Annotated in this window: 19 protein-coding genes; 16 read left to right on the forward strand and 3 right to left on the reverse strand. The window is 31.4% G+C overall.

Annotated features, from left to right (window positions below):
• Positions 1 to 160 precede the first annotated feature (160 nt).
• Positions 161 to 547: a rhodanese-like domain-containing protein gene (locus HMPREF2737_RS05195; protein WP_011275678.1), complete on the reverse strand. Its 387-nt coding sequence runs from the start codon at positions 545 to 547 to the stop codon at positions 161 to 163.
• Positions 548 to 698: 151 nt separating this feature from the next.
• On the opposite strand from HMPREF2737_RS05195, the gene HMPREF2737_RS05200 reads away from it, so the two are divergent.
• Positions 699 to 1529, forward strand: coding sequence for a lipoate--protein ligase family protein (locus HMPREF2737_RS05200; RefSeq protein ID WP_037550600.1), 831 nt, complete (start codon positions 699 to 701; stop codon positions 1527 to 1529).
• 43 nt (positions 1530 to 1572) lie between these two features.
• Here the strand turns inward: HMPREF2737_RS05200 and HMPREF2737_RS05205 are convergent, their stop codons facing one another.
• Together HMPREF2737_RS05205 and HMPREF2737_RS05210 are read right to left on the reverse strand one after the other, a co-directional pair.
• The gene (locus HMPREF2737_RS05205) at positions 1573 to 1788 is read right to left on the reverse strand and encodes an SA1362 family protein (protein WP_011275680.1); all 216 of its coding nucleotides are present in this window, start codon (positions 1786 to 1788) and stop codon (positions 1573 to 1575) included.
• 14 nt (positions 1789 to 1802) lie between these two features.
• Positions 1803 to 2384: a putative periplasmic lipoprotein gene (locus HMPREF2737_RS05210; RefSeq protein ID WP_037550597.1), complete on the reverse strand. Its 582-nt coding sequence runs from the start codon at positions 2382 to 2384 to the stop codon at positions 1803 to 1805.
• Between the two features lie 103 nt (positions 2385 to 2487).
• On the opposite strand from HMPREF2737_RS05210, the gene HMPREF2737_RS05215 reads away from it, so the two are divergent.
• The 15 genes from HMPREF2737_RS05215 to HMPREF2737_RS05285 all read left to right on the forward strand — a co-directional run bounded on the left by HMPREF2737_RS05215 (position 2488) and on the right by HMPREF2737_RS05285 (position 16804).
• Positions 2488 to 3546, forward strand: coding sequence for a M24 family metallopeptidase (locus HMPREF2737_RS05215; protein WP_037550593.1), 1059 nt, complete (start codon positions 2488 to 2490; stop codon positions 3544 to 3546).
• 27 nt (positions 3547 to 3573) lie between these two features.
• Positions 3574 to 4131, forward strand: a complete 558-nt coding sequence (efp, locus tag HMPREF2737_RS05220) for an elongation factor P (protein WP_011275683.1) — start codon at positions 3574 to 3576, stop codon at positions 4129 to 4131.
• A 216-nt stretch (positions 4132 to 4347) separates the two neighbouring features.
• On the forward strand, positions 4348 to 4833 hold the full coding sequence (gene accB / locus HMPREF2737_RS05225; protein WP_037550590.1) for an acetyl-CoA carboxylase biotin carboxyl carrier protein: 486 nt from the start codon (positions 4348 to 4350) through the stop codon (positions 4831 to 4833).
• Positions 4833 to 6188 (forward strand): acetyl-CoA carboxylase biotin carboxylase subunit, encoded by a 1356-nt coding sequence (gene accC, locus HMPREF2737_RS05230; RefSeq protein WP_037550587.1) that lies wholly within the window; start codon positions 4833 to 4835, stop codon positions 6186 to 6188. The genes accB and accC overlap by 1 nt, the downstream gene beginning before the upstream one ends.
• A gap of 13 nt (positions 6189 to 6201) precedes the next feature.
• On the forward strand, positions 6202 to 6561 hold the full coding sequence (locus tag HMPREF2737_RS05235) for an Asp23/Gls24 family envelope stress response protein (RefSeq protein ID WP_011275686.1): 360 nt from the start codon (positions 6202 to 6204) through the stop codon (positions 6559 to 6561).
• 31 nt (positions 6562 to 6592) lie between these two features.
• Positions 6593 to 6979: a transcription antitermination factor NusB gene (nusB, locus tag HMPREF2737_RS05240; RefSeq protein ID WP_011275687.1), complete on the forward strand. Its 387-nt coding sequence runs from the start codon at positions 6593 to 6595 to the stop codon at positions 6977 to 6979.
• An 18-nt stretch (positions 6980 to 6997) separates the two neighbouring features.
• A complete protein-coding gene (xseA, locus tag HMPREF2737_RS05245; RefSeq protein WP_037550583.1) occupies positions 6998 to 8335 on the forward strand; it encodes an exodeoxyribonuclease VII large subunit in 1338 nt (445 codons plus the stop codon).
• Positions 8328 to 8558: an exodeoxyribonuclease VII small subunit gene (locus HMPREF2737_RS05250; RefSeq protein ID WP_037550580.1), complete on the forward strand. Its 231-nt coding sequence runs from the start codon at positions 8328 to 8330 to the stop codon at positions 8556 to 8558. Before xseA ends, HMPREF2737_RS05250 begins: the two co-directional genes overlap by 8 nt.
• Positions 8536 to 9417, forward strand: coding sequence for a polyprenyl synthetase family protein (locus HMPREF2737_RS05255; RefSeq protein WP_037550577.1), 882 nt, complete (start codon positions 8536 to 8538; stop codon positions 9415 to 9417). Before HMPREF2737_RS05250 ends, HMPREF2737_RS05255 begins: the two co-directional genes overlap by 23 nt.
• A 296-nt stretch (positions 9418 to 9713) precedes the next feature.
• Positions 9714 to 10166, forward strand: a complete 453-nt coding sequence (gene ahrC, locus HMPREF2737_RS05260) for a transcriptional regulator AhrC/ArgR (RefSeq protein WP_037550574.1) — start codon at positions 9714 to 9716, stop codon at positions 10164 to 10166.
• 15 nt (positions 10167 to 10181) lie between these two features.
• Positions 10182 to 11867 carry a DNA repair protein RecN gene (gene recN / locus HMPREF2737_RS05265; RefSeq protein ID WP_037550572.1) on the forward strand — a complete coding sequence of 562 codons (1686 nt, stop codon included), beginning with the start codon at positions 10182 to 10184 and terminating at the stop codon, positions 11865 to 11867.
• Positions 11868 to 12043: 176 nt separating this feature from the next.
• Positions 12044 to 13468, forward strand: a complete 1425-nt coding sequence (lpdA, locus tag HMPREF2737_RS05270) for a dihydrolipoyl dehydrogenase (protein WP_037550569.1) — start codon at positions 12044 to 12046, stop codon at positions 13466 to 13468.
• Positions 13469 to 13485: 17 nt separating this feature from the next.
• On the forward strand, positions 13486 to 14487 hold the full coding sequence (locus tag HMPREF2737_RS05275) for a thiamine pyrophosphate-dependent dehydrogenase E1 component subunit alpha (RefSeq protein ID WP_037550566.1): 1002 nt from the start codon (positions 13486 to 13488) through the stop codon (positions 14485 to 14487).
• Positions 14480 to 15463 (forward strand): alpha-ketoacid dehydrogenase subunit beta, encoded by a 984-nt coding sequence (locus HMPREF2737_RS05280; RefSeq protein WP_037550563.1) that lies wholly within the window; start codon positions 14480 to 14482, stop codon positions 15461 to 15463. Before HMPREF2737_RS05275 ends, HMPREF2737_RS05280 begins: the two co-directional genes overlap by 8 nt.
• A gap of 12 nt (positions 15464 to 15475) precedes the next feature.
• A complete protein-coding gene (locus HMPREF2737_RS05285) occupies positions 15476 to 16804 on the forward strand; it encodes a dihydrolipoamide acetyltransferase family protein (RefSeq protein WP_037550560.1) in 1329 nt (442 codons plus the stop codon).
• Positions 16805 to 16865 lie beyond the last annotated feature (61 nt).

The following is a 16865-nucleotide window of genomic DNA, read 5'->3' on the forward strand; positions in this document are numbered from 1 at the left end:
TGTAACCAATTTAATTGATTATAGGGTCTTCCTTATTTTAATTTTATGTGAAATATTTTATGTTTATTCTATATTTAGATAACGTTTCTAAATGATTTTCACATAAATAATAAAAAAACTCTTAAAGAACATCTTTAAGAGTTAGTAAGCAAACAAGAGATTATTTTTTAGTTTTAATCTTGCCTGTCCATTTTTTGTATCCACCTTTTAACATATAAATATCTTTATAGCCATTTTTTTTAAGGATACGTGCTGCACGATACCCTGCAACACCGTTTGCATCACAAAGATAAATAGGTTGATCTTTACGTAAACCTTGATATCTTTGACTAAACATTGATATTGGAATGTTACGAGCGCCGTTAATATGTCCGTAATCATAGTCTACTTTCTCACGAACATCAATCACTTGAGCTTTTCTTAAACCTTTGTGAAATTCATTCTGCTCAAGTTCAGTGACTGCTCGTTTATTCATAAACCAATTTCCAAGCATATATAAAATAATTATGACTATAATAGCTAAAGCTATAATCAAAGATACATTCATATTGCATCCTCCCTAATTAACCGATATTATAATTATAAGGCTGTTAGCTAAATTTATCAAAATTTTTTATTGGCTATTTTTATCAAAGATTTATATGTAAAATTTAATATTTTTCTATAGATAATTATATGTTATGATTGGAGATTATTTTATGACAGAGACATGGAATTTTATAAATACAGGAAGCCATGATCCATATTATAATATGGCAATGGATGAAGCACTCTTAAACTTCGTATCAAGAGGGGAAATTGACCCTGTTGTCAGATTTTACACTTGGAATCCTGCAACGTTATCTGTAGGGTATTTTCAAAGATTAAAGAAAGAAATTGACATTGATAAAGTTAATGAAAAAGGATTTGGATTAGTAAGAAGACAAACTGGTGGTAGAGGGGTTCTTCATGATAAAGAATTAACATATAGTGTTATTGTTTCGGAAGAACATCCTAATATGCCTTCTACCGTAACTGAAGCATATCGTGTCATTTCTGAAGGATTACTTGAAGGATTTAAATTGTTAGGTTTTGAAGCATATTTTGCGATTCCACGTTCCAAAGAAGAACGAGAAAAATTAAAACAACCTCGAAGTGCTGTTTGTTTTGATGCACCTAGTTGGTATGAATTAGTTGTTGAAGGCAGAAAAATTGCAGGAAGCGCTCAAACTAGACAAAAAGGCGTTATACTACAACATGGTTCCTTATTACAAGATGTTAACGTTGATGAGCTTTTCGATATGTTCATTTTCAAAAATGATCGTCTAAAAGATAAGATGAAAAAAGCCTTTGTTGATAAAGCTGTAGCGATTAATGATATTGCTGATAGACATATATCAATTGAAGAGATGGAAAAAGCATTTGAAGAAGGATTTAAAAAGGGGTTAAACATAGAATTTAAACCACTTACTTTAACAGATGACCAAATAAAAGAAGTAAAAGAATTAGAAGAAAAATATCGTTCTGATGAATGGTTATATAAAAAATAAAAAATCATAGGATGGCTAATAATTGGTCATCCTATGATTATTTTTATTTTCTATTTCTCTTTTTATATTTTCTTGCTGCTCTCCTGTATTTACGTTGATCTTCAGTTAAGAAAAAGAAATAGTATATTAAATAAATAATTAACGCAATGATTAAAAAGGTGAAAATCGTTTTAGCAAAAGACATCATGAATACATTTAAATTCAAAATCAAGCCAATTGCAGCGATTAAAATTACTAAATAAAACAATATATTTTTCAAATCAAAAACTCCTATTATGAATTGTTAGACATGTTCACTTGAGATAGTTTAGTCTTACCTTTATTCAATTTATTCGTATTATTATTTTCATATCCGCTCTTAATATCTTTAAATGCTGATTGTAACTCTTTGTTAATTTGTCTAATATTTTTATCTTCATTTTTATTTGCACTAGATAAGTCTTTTTTAGTTACGGAACCCTTATATTTACCATAAGCATCATCAATACCATTAGCAATAGTATTTAATTTTTCAAGATTTTGCTTTTTGTCTTCTTTCTTATTTTTTGACAAATCCAACTGATTATAATTACTAATAACTTTAGTAATATCTTGATAATATTTAGACGAAGCATCTAAAAATTTAGCTTCTTTATTATTATCAACTGTTTTGGAAACATTTTTTTTATCTTTATTAAGAGCCTCAACCTGTGCTTTTTGATTACTTATATCTTGATTTAGCTGTTGAATATCTAACTTCAAGTTATGGTTTTGATCTCTTAATTTGGTTGTCTTATCTTCCAATGGTCCTAAATTTTGAGAGCCACAACCAACCAATAAACATGAAGCTCCAATTATAACGATTAATTTTTTCATTAAAATCTCCCTAAACCAAAATCTCTTTATTTCTAAAATAATTATGCTATTATTTTAATGTAAATAGAGCAAATGTACAAACGTTATACTAGGAGTGATTTGTATGAATAAATTAGCAAAAGTTAAAGACTTACTAGATGTTCAACAATTAGATGCTTTAGTTATTTTATCAGATTATAATCGTAGATATTTATCAGGTTTCACTGGTACAAGTGGTGCATTAATAATTTCAAAAAATAACTATCAATTAATTACTGATTTTCGATATATTGAACAAGCAACTAATCAAGCAACTGAATTTAACATCATCAATCGCAGTGGTGGTTTAATTGAAGCAATTGTAGAAATTATTAATAATGAACAATTTGATCATGTTGGTTTTGAAGGACACTTAGTGAGTTACGATACATACCAATCATTAGATCAATCGAAAGCTAAATTAATCTCTATTGGCAATGAGATTGAAAAAATCAGGGAAATAAAGACACCCGAAGAGATAGAAAAGATCAAATACGCTGCTAAAATAGTTGATGATACATATAACTATGTATTAGATATTGCAAAGGTTGGAATGACTGAAAGAGAATTAAAAGCTAAATTAGAAGCTAAAATGTTAGAATTAGGAGCAGATGGCCCTTCATTTGACACGATTGTAGCATCTGGCTATAGAGGCGCTTTACCTCATGGTGTAGCAAGCGACAAAGTCATAGAGCAAGGCGATATGATTACGCTTGATTTTGGGGCATACTACAGAGGATATTGCTCTGATATAACAAGAACATTTGCTATTGGGGAACCTGACCCCAAGATGAGAGATATTTATAACATCGTTCTCAATTCCCAAATTAAAGCAATAAACGAAATCAAAGCTGGAATGACTGTAGCTGAGGCTGACGCGTTATCAAGAGACTATATTGAATCTCACGGTTATGGAGATGCATTTGGCCACTCTCTTGGACATGGTATTGGTTTAGACATACATGAGGGACCATTATTATCTAAAAATGCAATCGGTATAATACAAGTAAATAATTGTGTTACTATTGAACCAGGTATTTATGTTGATGGTCTTGGTGGTGTACGCATAGAAGATGACATTTTAATAACTGAAAATGGTTGTGAAGTCTTTACTAAATGTACAAAAGACCTTATTATTTTATAGAAAGCGCATATTTGAGGAGGAAACTGAATGATTTCGGTTAATGATTTTAAAACAGGTTTAACAATTTCAGTAGATAATGGCATTTGGAAAGTTATCGATTTCCAACATGTAAAACCAGGTAAAGGTTCTGCATTTGTACGTTCTAAATTACGTAATTTAAGAACAGGTGCAATTCAAGAAAAGACATTTAGAGCTGGGGAAAAAGTTGAACAAGCGATGATTGAAAATCGTCGTATGCAATATTTATATGCTGATGGAGATAATCATGTATTCATGGACAATGAGACGTTTGATCAAACTGAATTATCAGCTGATTATTTAAAAGATGAATTAAAATATTTAAAAGCTAACATGGAAGTTCAAATCCAATCATATGAAGGTGAAACAATCGGAGTTGAACTACCTAAAACTGTTGAATTAGAAGTTACTGAAACTGAGCCAGGTATCAAAGGTGATACTGCCACTGGAGCAACTAAATCAGCTACAGTTGAAACAGGTTATACTCTAAATGTACCTTTATTCGTTAATGAAGGTGATGTATTAGTTATTAACACTAGCGACGGAAGCTATATCTCAAGAGCTTAGTTAATAGTAGCTAAAGTCTTTCTAATTACTAATTGGAAAGACTTTTTTTAATATCTAAATCATTATTTTATATAAATTACAAAAGTCTATTTATCAATAATAGTAAGCATTAAATATTAAGATGTAATTCCCTAAAATGACACATGCTTGAATTGGCAAGTACAGTCAAGTAAAATAGATTGGTAGATGAAAACTAATTCAAGGAGTCAGTAACTTATGAATTTTAAAGAAATAAAAGAATTAATCGAAATTCTTGATCAATCAAGTTTAACTGAAATAAATATTGAAGATAACAAAGGTAGTGTAGTCAACCTAAAAAAACAGAAAGAGACAGAAATAATTACACCGCAGTATACACAACAAGCACCATTAGCACCAGCAGCATCAACGATGGCAACACCAAATCAAAGTGCAACAGAATCACTTATTCCACAAAATAATGATCAAATCGATACAGATGATTCATCATACCAAACAATCAATGCCCCTATGGTGGGTACATTTTATAAATCGCCATCGCCAGAAGAAGATGCATATGTTCAAGTCGGAGATAAAGTTACCAATGAATCTACAGTGTGCATCTTAGAAGCAATGAAATTATTTAACGAAATACAAGCTGAAGTTTCTGGAGAAATAGTTGAAATATTAGTAGAAGACGGACAAATGGTAGAGTATGGCCAACCGTTATTTAAGGTGAAATAATGAGAAAAATCTTAATCGCTAATCGTGGAGAAATTGCGGTTAGAATCATTAGAGCTTGTCATGATTTAGGCATACAAACTGTTGCCATTTATTCTGAGGGTGACAAAGACGCGTTACATACTCAAATTGCTGATGAAGCATATTGCGTTGGTCCAACTCAGTCTAAAGATTCTTATTTGAACATTCCAAATATATTATCAATTGCGACTTCAACCGGTTGTGATGGTATTCACCCAGGATATGGCTTTTTAGCTGAGAATGGTGACTTTGCAGAGTTGTGTGAAGCATGCCAATTGAAATTTATCGGTCCTAGCTATGAGTCTATCCAAAAAATGGGCATCAAAGACGTTGCAAAAGCAGAAATGATTGCAGCTAATGTCCCAGTTGTTCCAGGTAGTGATGGGTTAGTTACAACCATTTCGGATGCAAAACAAATTGCTAAAGAAATTGGATATCCAGTAATTATTAAAGCTACTGCAGGTGGTGGTGGAAAAGGTATACGAGTGGCTAGAACAGAGGAAGAGCTTGAGAATGGCTATCGTATGACTCAACAAGAAGCAGAAACTGCTTTTGGTAATGGCGGTCTTTACCTTGAAAAATTTATTGAGAACTTCCGTCACATTGAAATTCAAATTATTGGAGATCAACATGGAAATGTCATTCATCTCGGAGAGAGAGATTGTACGATTCAAAGACGCATGCAAAAGTTAGTCGAAGAATCTCCATCGCCTATTTTATCTGATGAACAACGTGAAGAGATGGGTAATGCAGCTATAAGAGCCGCAAAAGCAGTTAATTATGAAAATGCAGGTACTATTGAATTTATATATGATTTAAATGATAATCAATTTTATTTTATGGAAATGAATACACGTATTCAAGTTGAACATCCTGTCACTGAAATGGTTACTGGCATTGATTTAGTAAAATTACAACTAAAAGTTGCGATGGGTGAAGCACTGCCATACACTCAAGAAGATATTACCATCAATGGTCATGCAATAGAATATCGTATAAATGCTGAAAATCCATATAAGAACTTCATGCCATCTCCTGGTAAAATCACACAATACCTAGCTCCAGGCGGATATGGTGTTAGAATCGAATCAGCTTGTTATACAAATTATACAATTCCTCCATATTATGATTCTATGGTAGCTAAACTCATTGTTCATGAACCAACGCGTGATGAAGCAATTATGACTGGTATTAGAGCATTAAGTGAGTATTTAATTTTAGGAATTGATACAACAATTCCTTTCCATTTAAAACTTATGAATAATGATATATTTAGAAGTGGATCTTTTAATACTAACTTCTTAGAACAATATAATATTATGGATGACGAGGAGTAGGAGGTTAAACCAAATGGTTAAAGTAGCAGATTATTCAAATTCAAACTTAGGTAAAATTGAAATTGCACCTGAAGTTATTTCTGTAGTTGCAAGTATAGCTGTTTCAGAGGTAGAAGGGGTAACTGGACATTTTTCAGAATTGAAAAATAGTAACATTGAAAAAATAAGTCGTAAAAACCTCAATAGAAATTTAAAAATTGATGTTAAAGAAGATGGCATTCAAATTGATGTATATTGCTCTATTAAGCACGGTATAAATATTTCAAAGTTTGCAAGTAAAATTCAAACATCTATTTTTAACTCAATTAAAACGATGACTGCTATTGAGCCAAAAGAAATTAACGTTCACATCATGCATATTACTGTCGAATAATATATAGATTACATTTAACAAGGAGTTATTTATGAGTCGTAAAGAATCAAGAATGCAAGCATTTCAAACTTTGTTTCAGTTAGAAATGAAAGACACAGAATTAACAATCAATGAAGCCATTAATTTCATAAAAGATGATGAGCCTGAATTAGACTTTGATTTTATACACTGGTTAGTAACAGGTGTTAAAGATCATGAGCCAGTTCTAGATGATACTATTAAGCCTCATCTTAAAGATTGGTCACTTCAACGTTTATTAAAAACAGACCGAATAATATTACGAATGGCTACATTTGAATTATTGCATAGTGATACACCACCAAAAGTAATCATTAATGAAGCTGTAGAATTAGCAAAACAATTTAGCGACGATGAGCATTATAAATTTATAAATGGTGTGTTGAGTAACATAAAATAAATAATTTGAGTGATGACAATGTCTGAATACTTAAGCGTTACAACTTTAACGAAATATATTAAATATAAATTTGATCAGGACCCACATTTGCAATCTATCTTACTAAAAGGTGAACTATCTAACTTTAAAAAACATTCAAGTGGACACCTTTATTTCAACGTTAAAGATAAGGATAGTGTGATAAGTGCAATGATGTTTAAAGGTAATGCGAATCAGCTTACTTTTGAGCCAAAAGAAGGTGATGAAGTTCTTTTAGAAGCACGTGTTTCAGTATATGAGCGACGTGGAAATTATCAAATTTATGTGAATAAAATGGAATTAGATGGTATAGGGAACTTGTATCAAAAGTTAGAACAATTAAAACAAAAATTAAAAAAAGAAGGCTTTTTTAATAATGAACATAAAAAGCCTATTCCTCGATTCCCTAAGAAAATCGCAATCTTAACTGCTAGTACTGGTGCCGCAATTAGAGATATTCAATCTACAATAAATAGTAGATATCCTTTGGCCGATAAAATCCAAATAAGTACTTTAGTACAAGGTACACAAGCCAAAGAGGATATTATAAAAAATATTAAGTATGCTGATTCACTTGGCGTTGATACTATTATAGTAGGCCGTGGTGGTGGATCTATAGAAGATTTATGGAACTTTAATGAAGAAGATGTTGTTAGAGCGATTTTTGAGTGTCAAACACCCATTATTTCAGCTGTTGGACATGAAACCGATTTTACACTCAGTGATTTCGTAGCAGATGTCAGAGCAGCAACACCAACACAAGCTGCAGTTATGGCGACTCCAGATCAGTACGAATTGATACAACAAATTAAGCAATACCAATTTTCATTATCAAGGTATATTAAACAATATCTTGAAAAACAACATAAACAACTAGATTATTTAACATCTTATTATAAGTTTAAACAACCCTCATTATTATACGATCAACAGATACAACGCAAAGATGATTTAGAAAGACAACTAACTCAATTATTATTATCCAAAATTGAGAAAAAAAAATATCAATTAAAAGTTCTTCATCAGAATTTTAATGTAAAAACATTAAATCAAACTATATTACAAAATAATAAGCAACTAATGAATGTAAAAAATCGTTTATCAAATCTAACAATTAAAAACATTCATAATAATAAATTAGAGCTCAAAAATAAAGTTGAACTATTAAATAATTTAAGTCCTACTAATACTATGTTGAGAGGCTATTCTATTATTAATAAAGATGATAAAGTCATTACAAGTACACAGGATTTAAGTAAAGATGATGAAATTACATTAGCAATGAAAGATGGTAGTGTAGATGCCATCGTTAAAAAGGTTAGGTGTGAACATGAGTAAAGATCAACAAAGTTTTGAAGAAATGATGCAAGAATTAGAAAATATCGTTCAAAAGTTAGATAATGAGACTGTATCATTAGAAGAATCATTAGAGTTATATCAACGTGGTATAAAACTTTCTGCAACATGTGATGCAACACTTAAAGATGCTGAAAAGAAAGTAAATGAACTTATTAAAGATGAAGCAGAGGATGAAGAAAATGGCAAAGAAGTCAATGAATGAATTAATTGATCAAATTAATATTGCTCTTGACAGTGTAATCGAAACTTCACTACTAAATACTAATCTAGAAGAAAGTATGCAATATTCTCTCAATGCAGGTGGTAAAAGAATAAGACCACTTCTTGTATTTTTAACATTAGATGTATTAAATCAAGATTATAAAAAAGGTAAAAAAACTGCATTGGCATTGGAAATGATTCACACGTATTCTTTAATTCATGATGATCTTCCTGCGATGGATAATGATGATTACCGTCGTGGTAAACTTACCAATCACAAAGTCTATGGTGAATGGAAAGCTATTCTAGCTGGTGATGCACTACTAACTAAGGCATTTGAAATCATTGCTGATGATGAATTATTAGAATCTGACGTCAAAGTTAAAATACTTTCCAGATTAGCGCATAACAGTGGTCACTTAGGCATGGTCGGAGGCCAAACATTAGACATGCAAAGTGAAGATAAACCTGTTGATTTGGATACACTTGAACAGATACATAAAGCTAAAACAGGAGCATTACTTCAGTTCGCGGTATTAAGTGCAGCTGATATTGCTAAAGTAGATAAGTCTACATCACAATTTCTTGAAGATTTTAGTAATCATATGGGTTTGATGTTCCAAATTAAAGATGATTTGCTCGACGTATATGGTGATGAATCTAAATTAGGAAAAAAAGTTGGTAGTGACATCGAAAATCACAAAAGTACGTATGTTTCTTTATTAGGTAAAGATGGTGCTGAAAATAAATTAAATTTCCATAAAGATGCTGCCATAGAATCAATAGAACAACTTTCTTCTCACTATGATATTAAACCTCTATTAGATATCGTTGAGCTTTTCTACACACGTGATCATTAATTATCATTAATATTAACCCTTCAAAGCTACTGATTAAAAACTGGCTTTGAAGGGTGTTTTAGTACACTATTTTAAATTGTGGCATTACATTTATATCCTAATTTTAGTTTACATATTTATTTATTCGTTTATACATTTTTTCAATACAAATTAACTAATTGTACCTATTAGTATTTAAATAAAATAATTTACGATTATTGAGTTATCAGTTAAGTATGCATAATAACAATAGTAGTAGTTAAAAAAATGATGTGTTAAAATCATTGTATAATTATTCGAAAATAGGAGTGTTCATAATGGCAAAAAAATCTGTGAGACACATAAAGATTAGAGAAATTATCTCAAGCGAACAAATAGAAACTCAAGACGAACTAGTAAAACGTCTTAATGAATACGACCTTAATGTTACGCAAGCTACCGTATCACGTGATATTAAAGAATTACAGTTAATCAAAGTTCCTGCAACATCAGGTCAATATGTATATAGCTTGCCTAATGATCGAAAATACCATCCATTAGAAAAATTGGGTCGTTATCTTATGGACTCATTTGTGAATATAGAAGGTACAGGTAATCTACTCGTCTTAAAAACCTTACCTGGTAACGCTCAATCTATTGGCGCTATATTAGACCAAATCGATTGGGATGAAGTTCTCGGTACTATATGTGGTGATGATACTTGCCTTTTAATTTGTAAAGATGAAGACGCAAGTAATACAATTAAAACAAGAATTTTCAATTTATTATAAGGATGCGATGAATTCATGTTACAAACCTTATCAATAAAACAATTTGCAATTATTGATGAATTAGAAATTCATTTTTCAGATGGATTAACAGTTCTAAGTGGTGAAACGGGTTCAGGTAAATCAATCATCATAGATGCGATTGGCCAGTTAATTGGAATGCGTGCATCATCAGATTATGTTCGACATGGTGAAAAGAAAGCAATTATTGAAGGCATATTTGATATAGATGAAAATAAAGATGTTATTCATATACTTCATAATCTTGATATAGAAATCGACGAGGACTTCTTATTAGTAAAAAGAGAAATATTTAGCACTGGTAAAAGTATTTGTAGATTGAATAATCAAATTGTTACGCTTCAAGATTTGCGAAAAGTTATGCAAGAACTATTAGATATTCATGGTCAACATGAAACACAGACACTTCTTAAACAGAAGTATCATTTAAAATTATTAGATGATTATGCAGAAGACAAGTATTTATCAACTAAAGAAAAATATCAAAATGTGTTTAATCAATATAAAAGTAAAACAAAGGAATTAGAAGAATTAGAGTCTGCCGACCAAGCGTTACTTCAACGTTTGGATTTAATGAAATTTCAATATGAAGAATTAGAAGAAGCTTCTTTAAAAGAGGGAGAAATTGAGCAATTAGAAGTCGATATACGTAGAATTCAAAATTCCGAAAAACTAAGCATGGCGCTTAATAATGCGCATGTCACTTTGACTGATGAGCATGCAATTACAGATAGACTATATGAATTAAGTAATCATTTACAATCTATAGATGATATTTTGCCTGATAAATTTAGTAAATTAAAAGAGGATATTGATCAATTTTATTACACGCTTGAAGATGCTAAGCACGATTTATATGATGAAATGTCAAACACTGAATTTGATGAGCAAATGCTTAATGAGCTAGAATTACGAATGAATTTATTAAACAATCTTAAAAGGAAATATGGCAAAGACATTTATGAATTAATTACATACAAAGATAAGCTTCAAAATGAAATAGCCAAAATCGAAAATTATGAAGAAAGTACATCACAATTACGTGAGGAAATTAGTCAATTATATGATGAAGTGATGTTAAAAGGCAAAGTGTTATCTAGAGAGCGTCGCACAGTAGCTCGAACATTAAGAGATCATATCGTTTCTGAAATACAAAATTTACAAATGAAAGATGCTAATTTAGAAATCTCATTCCAATTATTAGATAAACCAACAATTGATGGTATAGAATTTGTAGAGTTTTTAATCAGTCCTAATAAAGGGGAACCACTCAAAAGTTTAAATAAAATTGCATCTGGCGGTGAGTTGTCTCGTATTATGCTAGCCCTAAAAAGTATTTTTGTACAATCAAGGGGACAAACTGCAATTTTATTTGATGAGGTAGATTCAGGAGTGTCAGGACAAGCTGCTCAAAAAATGGCTGAAAAAATGAGAGATATAGCTGAATATATTCAAGTAATATGTATTTCGCACTTACCACAAGTTGCATCTATGAGTGATCATCATTTATTAATTAGTAAAGCATCCAATGATGATCGTACAACAACTCAAGTTAAAGAATTAGAAAATGATGATAAAATTGATGAAATCGCACGAATGATTTCTGGTGCTAGTGTTACTGAATTAACTAGAGAAAATGCAAAAGAAATGATTAGCCAAAATCAAAGAAAAAGTAGTAAGTAATTCATTGAATTTATTTATATTTATTTTTGCTGTAAAATAAATATTAACATTATAAAATGAATATTTTAATTTTATATGTAACCTACTCATTGAGTTACTAAATTCATTTAAAATTTAAAGTCACTTACACATTAACGTTATTAAATCCAATCGCAAAGCAAGTTAGGAGTAAAATTATGAATGAAAAGCAATATGACCTAGTCATCTTAGGTGGAGGAACCGCTGGATATGTAGCGGCAATTCGAGCATCACAATTGGGTAAAAAAGTAGCTATAGTAGAGAAATCTTTGTTGGGTGGCACTTGTCTTCACAAAGGATGTATTCCTACAAAAGCTTTATTAAAATCTGCTGAAATTTTAAGAACAGTTAAAGATTCAGTTCATTTCGGAGTGAATGTTGGTCAATATTCATTTGACTTAAAATCTATGATGAAACGTAAAGACAAAATTGTTAAGCAAATGCATCAAGGTATTGAAAGTTTAATGCAGAAAAATCACATAGATATATTTAATGGCACAGGTAGAATTATGGGGACATCTATTTTCTCACCTCAAAGTGGTACCATTTCAGTTGAATATGATAATGGAGAATCTGAATTATTACCTAATCAGAATGTATTGATAGCTACAGGTTCACTACCAACTCAATTACCATTCTTGCCTTTAAATCACAATACAGTTCTATCTAGTAATGACATATTGCAATTCACTGATTTACCTACAAGCATAGCAATCATTGGCGGTGGAGTGATAGGTCTTGAATTTGCTTCTTTATTAATTGACTTAGGTGTAAATGTTAGTGTGATAGAGGCTGGTGAACGAATCTTGCCTAATGAGAGTGCTCAAATTGCAAATTTTCTAAAAACATCACTTATAGCAAGAGGAGTAACGTTCTATGAAAATTGCGCTTTAAATGAATCTGCAGTTACAGTCAACTCTAATTTTGTAACTATACAAGTAAATAAAGATAAAACTATAGAAGTAGAAAAAGTTTTAGTATCAATTGGTCGCAAGCCTAATACTGATGATATAGGATTAAATAATACTGAAATTAAAACTGATGATAACGGTAATATACTTGTTAATGACTTTTTACAAACCGAAGATAAGCATATTTATGCTGCAGGTGATTGCATAGGTAAGCTTCAATTAGCACATGTATCTTCTAAAGAGGCAATACTTGCTGTTGAACACATGTTTAATGGCAATGGCCTACCTATAAATTATGACAAGATGCCGAAATGCATATATACACACCCAGAAGTTGCTTCAATTGGTTACAATAAAGAATCAGCCGAAGCCAAAAACATTAAAACCAAATCATTTAAAGTAAGCTTTAATGCAATTGGTAAAGCAGTAATAGAGGAAACTACTAATGACAGAGGATTTTGTGAAATGATAATTAATGATGAAACTAATGAAATTATCGGTATTAATATGATAGGTCCTCAGGTTACTGAATTAATCAACGAAGCCTCTTTATTGCAATTTATGAATGGTTCAGCAATTGAGTTAGGTCTGACAACACATGCACATCCTTCTATATCAGAAGTACTTATGGAATTGGGATTGAAAGTAGAAAATAGAGCAATACACATTTAACAGGAGGAACATAAAAGATGATTGATTATAAATCTGTCGGACTTTCAGAAGAAGACCTTAAAGAAATCTATAAATGGATGGATTTAGGTAGAAAAGTAGATGAACGATTATGGTTATTAAACCGCGCAGGTAAAATTCCATTTGTTGTTAGTGGACAAGGACAAGAGGCTACACAAATAGGAATGGCATACGCTATGAAAGAAGGAGATATATCATCTCCATATTATAGAGATTTAGCATTTGTTACTTTTATGGGGATTTCTGCATATGATACAATGCTAGCTTCATTTGGAAAAAAAGATGATATTAATTCTGGAGGAAAACAAATGCCCTCCCACTTTAGTCATCGTGAAAAGGGCATATTATCACAAAGTTCTCCAGTTGCTACACAAATACCACATTCAGTTGGAGCTGCATTAGCTTTAAAAATGGATAAAAAACCAAATATTGCTACGGCAACTGTCGGTGAGGGAAGTTCAAATCAAGGAGATTTTCATGAGGGTTTAAACTTTGCAGGCGTTCATAAATTACCATTTGTTTGTGTCATCATCAATAATAAATATGCGATATCTGTGCCTAATACATTACAATACGCCGCAGAAAAACTTTCTGATAGAGCCTTAGGATATGGCATATATGGTGAGACAGTAGATGGGGATGATCCGATAGCAATGTATAAAGCTATGAAAGATGCTAGAGAACGTGCACTAAATGGTGAGGGTGCCACTCTAATTGAAGCTGTAACACATCGTATGACGCCACATTCTTCAGATGATGATGATACATATCGTACGAAAGAAGAAAGAGAAGCATTAAAAACTTATGATTGTAACCTTAAATTTAAAGATTATTTATTAGAAAAAGAGATTATTAATCAAGAATGGTTAGACAATATAGAGCAAGAGCATAAAGAAATTATTAATAAAGCCACTAAAGATGCAGAAAAAGCGCCATATCCATCTGTAAAAGAAACATATCAATTTGTTTATGACCCAGAAGGAGGTATGGGCAATGAGTAAAATGAGTTATATTGAAGCAATACAACAAGCGCAAGACCTAGCCATGGAACATGATAATAACGTATTTATATTAGGTGAAGATGTAGGACGTAAAGGTGGCGTTTTTGGTGCAACTAGAAGTCTTCAAGACAAATACGGTGTTGAAAGAGTAATAGATACACCTTTGGCTGAATCTAATATTGTAGGGACTGCTATTGGAGCAGCAATGATTGGTAAACGACCAATTGCAGAAATTCAATTCGCAGATTTTATACTTCCAGCAGTTAATCAAATTATTAGTGAAGCAGCTAAAATGCGTTATCGTTCAAATAATGACTGGCAATGTCCTATCACAATCAGAGCACCCTTTGGTGGTGGGGTACATGGTGGTTTATATCATTCTCAAAGTATCGAGAGCATCTTTGCGTCTACACCGGGGCTAACTATTGTCATACCTTCATCTCCTTATGATGCTAAAGGATTATTATTATCCTCTATTGAGTCAAACGACCCAGTATTATTCTTTGAACATAAAAAAGCATATCGCTTCTTGAAAGAAGAAGTGCCAGAAGATTATTATACAGTTCCTCTTGGAAAAGCTGATGTAAAACGTGAAGGGAATGACATAACTGTATTTACATATGGTTTGTGTGTAAATTATTGTATGCAAGCTGCTGATATTTTAGCAGCAGATGGTATTAGTGTTGAAATAGTTGATTTGAGAACTGTTTATCCTCTAGATAAAGAAACAATTATTGAACGTGCTAAAATGAATGGCAAGATTTTATTAGTAACAGAAGATAATCTTGAGGGCAGTGTCATGTCAGAAGTCTCTGCAATCATAGCTGAAAACTGTTTATTTGAACTTGATGCACCTATAATGAGATTAGCTGGACCAGATGTTCCTTCAATGCCATTTTCTCCTAATCTTGAAAATGAAGTTATGATGAATCCTGATAAAATCTTAGAAAAAATGCGAGAACTTGCACAATTTTAAGGAGGAAAAGTTATGGATATAAAAATGCCAAAACTAGGCGAAAGTGTTCATGAAGGTACTATTGAACAATGGCTTATTTCAGTGGGTGACTATGTTGATGAATATGAACCCTTATGTGAGGTAATTACTGATAAAGTAACTGCTGAAGTACCTTCAACTATATCTGGTACTATCACTGAAATTTTAGTTTCAGAAGGTGAAACAGTTCAAATAGATCACGTTATTTGTAAAATTGAAACTTCTGAAACAGATAATTCTACCAACACTAAAAATATCGATATTGAAACCGTTAAGGATTCAACAAATTTAAATATAAATGGTAATGATACTTTAACAGTCGAAACGTCAGCATCGGCTTCAAAAAATACTTCTGATAAAGAAGTAAATCATTCTGTTAAAACAAATGCACATACACAAGCATCATTACTTAATAACGGTCGATATTCACCAGTAGTTTTTAAAATTGCATCTGAAAATGATATTGATTTATCATTAGTTCCTGGCACAGGTTTCGAAGGACGTGTGACTAAAAAAGATATTGAAAATTATATTAATTCAAGTCATCAGGAACCTGAAATAAATAACAATTTACAATCTAGTTTTGAACATACGAAATCCAACGTGGATTCTAATCAGAGTCAAATTGGTCAATCTATACCAGTCAAAGGTGTTCGTAAAGCAATAGCTCAAAACATGGTGACAAGTGTTACTGAAATCCCTCATGGTTGGATGATGCTTGAAGTTGATGCAACTAACTTAGTTAAAACTAGAAATCATCATAAAAATTCGTTCAAAGAGAACGAAGGTTATAATTTAACTTTCTTTGCATTCTTTGTAAAAGCTGTTGCAGAAGCATTAAAATCAAACCCACTATTAAATAGTAGCTGGGATGGAGAAGAAATTATTCTTCATAAAGATATTAATATTTCAATTGCTGTAGCAGATGAAGATAAATTATATGTTCCTGTTATTAAACACGCTGATGAAAAATCAATCAAAGGTATTGCTAGAGAGATAAATGAACTAGCACTTAAAGCAAGAAATAAACAATTATCACAAGAAGATATGTCTGGTGGAACCTTTACCGTTAATAATACCGGTACATTTGGATCCGTTTCATCAATGGGAATTATAAATCATCCACAAGCAGCGATTTTACAAGTAGAATCTATTGTAAAAAAACCAGTCGTTATTGATGATATGATTGCAATTAGAAGCATGGTTAATTTGTGTATTTCGATTGATCATAGAATACTTGATGGTGTTCAAACAGGACGCTTCATGTCTCAAGTTAAAGAACGTATTGAACAATTCACAATAGAAAATACAAGTATTTACTAGTTTAAAATGATATATCATATTCCCTGGACAAGCTGTTTGAACTCTAACACTTATATTTAGT

This window comes from Staphylococcus sp. HMSC069D12, assembly GCF_001810405.1.
GTDB lineage: Bacteria > Bacillota > Bacilli > Staphylococcales > Staphylococcaceae > Staphylococcus > Staphylococcus haemolyticus.

What these genes read in the sequence shown, in the direction of transcription:
- HMPREF2737_RS05275 (WP_037550566.1), top strand. Translation starts at nt 13,486, where the DNA reads ATGATTGATTATAAATCTGTCGGACTTTCAGAAGAAGACCTTAAAGAA.
- HMPREF2737_RS05255 (WP_037550577.1), top strand. Translation starts at nt 8,536, where the DNA reads ATGGCAAAGAAGTCAATGAATGAATTAATTGATCAAATTAATATTGCT.
- HMPREF2737_RS05195 (WP_011275678.1), bottom strand. Translation starts at nt 547, where the DNA reads ATGAATGTATCTTTGATTATAGCTTTAGCTATTATAGTCATAATTATT.
- HMPREF2737_RS05235 (WP_011275686.1), top strand. Translation starts at nt 6,202, where the DNA reads ATGGTTAAAGTAGCAGATTATTCAAATTCAAACTTAGGTAAAATTGAA.
- nusB (WP_011275687.1), top strand. Translation starts at nt 6,593, where the DNA reads ATGAGTCGTAAAGAATCAAGAATGCAAGCATTTCAAACTTTGTTTCAG.
- ahrC (WP_037550574.1), top strand. Translation starts at nt 9,714, where the DNA reads ATGGCAAAAAAATCTGTGAGACACATAAAGATTAGAGAAATTATCTCA.
- HMPREF2737_RS05285 (WP_037550560.1), top strand. Translation starts at nt 15,476, where the DNA reads ATGGATATAAAAATGCCAAAACTAGGCGAAAGTGTTCATGAAGGTACT.
- xseA (WP_037550583.1), top strand. Translation starts at nt 6,998, where the DNA reads ATGTCTGAATACTTAAGCGTTACAACTTTAACGAAATATATTAAATAT.
- accB (WP_037550590.1), top strand. Translation starts at nt 4,348, where the DNA reads ATGAATTTTAAAGAAATAAAAGAATTAATCGAAATTCTTGATCAATCA.
- HMPREF2737_RS05200 (WP_037550600.1), top strand. Translation starts at nt 699, where the DNA reads ATGACAGAGACATGGAATTTTATAAATACAGGAAGCCATGATCCATAT.
- accC (WP_037550587.1), top strand. Translation starts at nt 4,833, where the DNA reads ATGAGAAAAATCTTAATCGCTAATCGTGGAGAAATTGCGGTTAGAATC.
- HMPREF2737_RS05215 (WP_037550593.1), top strand. Translation starts at nt 2,488, where the DNA reads ATGAATAAATTAGCAAAAGTTAAAGACTTACTAGATGTTCAACAATTA.
- HMPREF2737_RS05250 (WP_037550580.1), top strand. Translation starts at nt 8,328, where the DNA reads ATGAGTAAAGATCAACAAAGTTTTGAAGAAATGATGCAAGAATTAGAA.
- HMPREF2737_RS05210 (WP_037550597.1), bottom strand. Translation starts at nt 2,384, where the DNA reads ATGAAAAAATTAATCGTTATAATTGGAGCTTCATGTTTATTGGTTGGT.
- lpdA (WP_037550569.1), top strand. Translation starts at nt 12,044, where the DNA reads ATGAATGAAAAGCAATATGACCTAGTCATCTTAGGTGGAGGAACCGCT.
- efp (WP_011275683.1), top strand. Translation starts at nt 3,574, where the DNA reads ATGATTTCGGTTAATGATTTTAAAACAGGTTTAACAATTTCAGTAGAT.
- HMPREF2737_RS05280 (WP_037550563.1), top strand. Translation starts at nt 14,480, where the DNA reads ATGAGTAAAATGAGTTATATTGAAGCAATACAACAAGCGCAAGACCTA.
- recN (WP_037550572.1), top strand. Translation starts at nt 10,182, where the DNA reads ATGTTACAAACCTTATCAATAAAACAATTTGCAATTATTGATGAATTA.